4 protein-coding genes are annotated in these 5151 nt (G+C 44.1%); 1 reads left to right on the forward strand and 3 read right to left on the reverse strand.

The window, feature by feature from the left end; translation table 11 throughout:
• Positions 1-339: 339 nt before the first annotated feature.
• Both LC586_RS39475 and LC586_RS39480 read right to left on the reverse strand, forming a co-directional pair.
• A complete protein-coding gene (locus LC586_RS39475) occupies positions 340-546 on the reverse strand; it encodes a hypothetical protein (RefSeq protein WP_229491223.1) in 207 nt (68 codons plus the stop codon).
• Between the two features lie 331 nt (positions 547-877).
• Positions 878-1495 carry a Uma2 family endonuclease gene (locus LC586_RS39480; protein WP_229491224.1) on the reverse strand — a complete coding sequence of 206 codons (618 nt, stop codon included), beginning with the start codon at positions 1493-1495 and terminating at the stop codon, positions 878-880.
• A 96-nt stretch (positions 1496-1591) separates the two neighbouring features.
• On the opposite strand from LC586_RS39480, the gene LC586_RS39485 reads away from it, so the two are divergent.
• Positions 1592-1828 carry a hypothetical protein gene (locus LC586_RS39485; protein WP_229491225.1) on the forward strand — a complete coding sequence of 79 codons (237 nt, stop codon included), beginning with the start codon at positions 1592-1594 and terminating at the stop codon, positions 1826-1828.
• An 84-nt stretch (positions 1829-1912) separates the two neighbouring features.
• Here the strand turns inward: LC586_RS39485 and LC586_RS39490 are convergent.
• Positions 1913-5151: beta strand repeat-containing protein (locus LC586_RS39490; RefSeq protein WP_229491226.1), on the reverse strand; the 3239-nt coding region annotated here is incomplete at its 5' end.

Below are 5151 nucleotides of genomic sequence, written 5' to 3' on the forward strand. Positions count from 1 at the left end.
AATACTTATCTTGGACATTGCACCCCTCTAAGCAAACAGCGATCGCTAAACTTTTGGTTATGTCACACCACTAATGTAGGTTTACGGTGATTGCAGTCACCCCTAGATAATTCTCAGTTGCGATCGCGTTAGTTTTACGCAAAACTGGCTAATTTCTTTACATAATTTTATACAATATAATTTATCAGTCGATGCGATCGCATTGTCATATCATGTCCGCTTGATTGCTTATTAAACTCGAAGAACCCCACCCCGCCAAAGCTATGCTTTGTCTCCCCTCCCCGCTTGCGGGGAGGGGATTAAGGGGTGGGGTGTAATGACTGTGGTTAGCATAACTATTTATGTGGACATGATATCAGTCGATACAATCGCATTGTTAGTCAAAACAATAGCATTGTCAGCCGAAACAATCGCATTGTCAGCCGATACAATCGCATTGTCAGCCGATACAATGGCATTGTAAGTCGATGCGATCAAATTGTCAGTTGATGCGATCGAATAGAGTTGTTGCAACGATATGCTGCTGGGGAACAATCCCAAAGCCAAGGGAATTGCTTCATTCCACTTCGTTACATACCCAACTCTTGGAGAGGCTGCGCCAACGGGAACGCCAGGGGCGAACGCAATGACATATCGTAAGTAATTTGCCGAACTTGATATTACTTATATGCCAATACGCTTGGGTTAAGAAGAATGCTACGTTGGGTTGAACATTCGTGTTACCCAACAAAGGCTTGATAATGTTGGGTTTTGTTCCTCAACCCAACCTACACTAGTTTTATTTTTTAGCCTTAACCCAAGCGTATTGACTTATATGCTTTATATCAAAAGTCAATCTAAAAATTGCAGAGTTTCCTTTGAAAGTATATGTTTTTAGTTAAGCTTCTCCCAAAGCAGCTTGAAAAACTTGTTCCGCAGTTAAATCTAACTCTGGAAAAGTAAGTGATTCAATCCGGTCATTTCCTCGAAACTGAGTAATTTGATACTCTCCTTCAACTAGAGTGTAAACTGATACCGTCGGCTGTTTAGGATTGCCAATAAACCGCTTTCCACCTAGAGCAGCATAGTCAACAATCCAATATTCAGAAATCCCCATTTCTTCGTACTCACCAAATTTGAGAAAATAGTCATCACGCCAGTTGGTACTGACCACTTCCACTATTAATGGAATTGATTCTGCCTGAGAAACAGTAGATGACTTTTTCCAAAGTGGTTCATTCGCTAAATTAGTCAGGTTCAATACTAAGACATCAGGAATATAACCGGATTTTTTATCTACTGCTTTAACTAACGCTTGGCTAGGGATTGAATAAGCTAGATTGAATCTGCGAATTTCAAAGTTAAGTTCTCTAATCAAAAATGCCCTGACCAACTCATGGTCGCCTGTTGGTTGCATTTCAACTATGACTCCTTTATGTAATTCATATCTGCCATTTTCTGGTTTCCACTCTATAAACTCTTCAAAGGTTATCGGCTCAACTAAAGGTTGAAACATGATATTGTTTCCTTAATGTCTGGAACTATGCTTCACGAACTTTTTTGATTACGGAATAACCGCAGAAGTTCTTCTAACCCTGCGTTTAAGTTTCTCTTGTCAGCCAATACAATCGAATTGTTAGTCGAAACAATGGCATTGTCAGTCCAAACAATCGAATTGTTAGTCCAAACAATCGAATTGTTAGTCGAAACAATGGCATTGTCAGCCGATACAATCGAATTGTTAGTCGAAACAATGGCATTGTCAGTCGATACAATCGAATTGTCAGTTGATGCGATCGCATTGCGTCCTATTGAAGTCTCTAATATTAACAAACTTCGGCGGCTTTAAGTCCCCGGCTACATCTTGTCTTGATCACCGTTACAAAACGTAATTGCGAAAGCGTTGCGGGGCGTAGCAAGAGTGCGAATTGTTTTAACTTGCTTTGCAAGATGCAGGCTTTAACCAAGGACTATGGGGCGTAGTGGTGGGAAGATTTGCTGTTAGCATGACTTCCCCTTTTTGGTTTAGCGCCAAACCAGTAGCTTCTATGATCGGTTCTGGTGCGGGGGTAGTTATTTTGCTGGGAACAAAGGAGCGATCGTTGTTTGGATTGAGAGTAATCAAATCTACTTTCACTGCATTAGTGTTAAGAGCTTCACCTGGATTAGGGGGCAAGCCGCCGCGTCCAGTTATAGTAAAACTGCTCTTAGCTAAACTTCCACCAGCTTGACAAGTCTGTGCTACTTGGGTATCAACTGGTATTGTTGGCAGGTTGACTAAGCCACTGTTAGGGTCTACATCAGGTGTGTTGATTTCTACAGTGCCGTTTACACCAAATTCAGAACTAGCGGTGATATCCGAAAGAGAAGTTGGGTTAGAGCGGGGTTGAATGCCATAGATACCAAAGGCTTGAATATTTACTCTCCCACCACTCCCTGTGTAAGCATTAGCAGTGATGTCGCTATTTTCGCTTGGGACGGCAACGATGAAGCCCGACGGGGCATCAATATTAATGTTGCCACCATTACCACCAGCTTTTTCTGTGCCTGCGGTGGTGGAAATTTCAGCGCCACGACGCAGAAGCAGTAAATCAGTTTGTAAGTTGATGTCGCCACCGTTACCCGATGCAGATTGGGCGTTGAGTATGCCACTGTTGTCTAGAGTAACTCTAGGTGAGGTGACGAGAATATCTCCAGCAGTACCCGTCGGACTTTGGGAGTTAACAAATAAGCCACTGGTAAAGTTGGCACTTTTGCCAGAAATAGTGAAAAAATCAGCAGCATTAACTTTGATTGTGCCTGCATTCCCTTGCCCAAATGTTTCGGCACTAAGTCGAGCGCCATCTTGTAACGAGAATGAACCAGAATCGACAGTAATTTTACTACCACTGCCAACTGTCCCAGCGTCTACAAAGCTGTAAATCGCACTGGGAAAACCATTTTTCTCCCCAGTAATATCAACAATACCTGTAACATTGACGTTGACATCTCCTGCATCCCCCTGTCCTGCTGGTTGGGTAGCAGATGCACCACGAGTAAGGGTTAGCAGTTGACCGCCATCAATTAGTGATAATGTTGCAGCATTGATGTCAATATTGCCACCTTTACCTACACCTCCGGCTTCCACTGTGCTGAGGATGTAAGCATTATCTGCAAGAGAAACACCATCTGTTGCACGCACTGTCACATTTCCCGCATTCCCAAGTCCCGAAGTTGAGGCTTCAAGTTGAGCGCGATCGCGTAGCGAGAAGGAACTAGAATCGATAGTAATGTTACCCCCCTTGCCTTCTGCTCCCGTCTCTACCTGGCTTTTAATGGCACTGGGCAAACCGTTTTTCTCGCCGGCAATATCAACAATACCTGTAACTTTCACATTGACATTCCCTGCATCCCCCCGTGCTGCTGGTTGGGTATCAGATGCTTCACGAGTAACAGTTACCAGTTGAGCGCCATCAATTATTGATAATGTTGCAGCATTGATGTCAATATTGCCACCTTTACCTACACCTCCGGCTTCGACTGTGGTGAAGATGGGAGCATATGCAAGAGAAACAGCATCTCGTGCCTGCACTGTCACATTCCCCGCATTCCCAAGTCCAAAAGTTGAGGCTTGAAGTCGAGCGCGATCGCGTAACGAAAAGGAACCAGAATCAATAGTAATATTTCCCCCATTGCCAACTGTCCCCGTTTCCACCGAGCTGAAAATCGCACTGGTAAAACCGTTTTTCTCCCCGGCAATATCAACTTTCCCACTAACATTAACATTTACATTTCCCGCGTTCCCCCTTCCTGCTGGCTGGTTAGCAGATGCACCACGAGTAAGGGTTATCAGGTTAGCACCATCAAGTAGTGATAGTGTTGCAGCTAAGATGTCGATATTACCTCCCTTACCGACACCCCCTGATTCCACCGTACTGAAGATGTAAGCATTATCTGCAAGAGAAACAGCATTTGTTGCACGCACTGTCACATTCCCCGCATTCCCAAGTCCTGAAGTTGAGGCTGAAAGTTGAGCGCGATCGCCTAACGAGAATGAACCGGAGTCAATAGTAATATTACCCCCATTACCAACTGTCCCCGTTCCTACGCTGCTGGAAATTGTACTAAAAAAATCGTTTTTCTCCCCAGCAATATCCACAGTGCCAGCAACATTAATATTGATATTCCCCGCATCTCCCTGTCCTGCGGGCTGGGCAGCAGATGCTTCACGAGTAAAAGTTAGCAGTTGAGCGCCATCCATTAGCGACAATGTTGCAGCATTGATGTTGATATTGCCACCTTTACCAACACCCCCCGATTCCACCGTACTGAGGATGCCAGCAGTAGCGAGAGTAACAGCATCTTTTGCACTCACTGTCACATTCCCCGCATTCCCCTGTCCAAAAGTTGAGGCAGAAAGTACAGCGCCATCTAGTAACGAGAATGAACCAGAATCGATAGTAATATTACGCCCATTCCCTTGTGACCCTAAGCGCACAAGGTTGCGAACTCTGCTCCCAGCGTTTGCAACTTTGATTGACCCGGTAGCATTCAGCGTAATATCTCCCCCAATTGTTTCAGGTGTACCCAAACCTTCCCCAATACCAGCACTTAGGACAGTTCCTTCTACAATCTCTATATTTCTGGCATTTACTGCAATATTACCGCTACCAGCGCCTTCTACATATATACCTGCTTGATTAGTAAGGGATACATTTGTTCGCACAACATTTTCAGGAAATTTCAAGCTGAGATTATCGCCATCTACACCCAGCAAGACAGTACCAGGTTCGCCCAACCCTCCTAACTCAACTCGTCCACCAAAAGCATTTAATCGTCCCCCATCCATGCTGACATTCCCACCCACCAGCAGTAAACTTTTACCATCTGGTACTCGTAAACCAAATGCGTTTAAACCTGCTGGATTTTTTCCTGCGGGTGCAATTGAGTTATTTTGAATCTCTCCGTTTTGATTAATCTGATTAAACAATAATGCTGAAGGATTAACAGTCAACAAGGGTGAAGGGATATTTTTCTCAGTAGCGCTAAAAAATCCTCGATTTCCAAATTGCAGTGCATTCGCTGTACTCGCCACAAAGGAACCACCAACATTTAATTGAGCATTCTGACCAAATACAATTCCATTGGGATTAATTAGAAACAGGTTAGCCGTACCCGACGCGCCAATTATCC

This window comes from Nostoc favosum CHAB5714 (genome assembly GCF_020829495.1).
GTDB lineage: Bacteria > Cyanobacteriota > Cyanobacteriia > Cyanobacteriales > Nostocaceae > Nostoc > Nostoc favosum.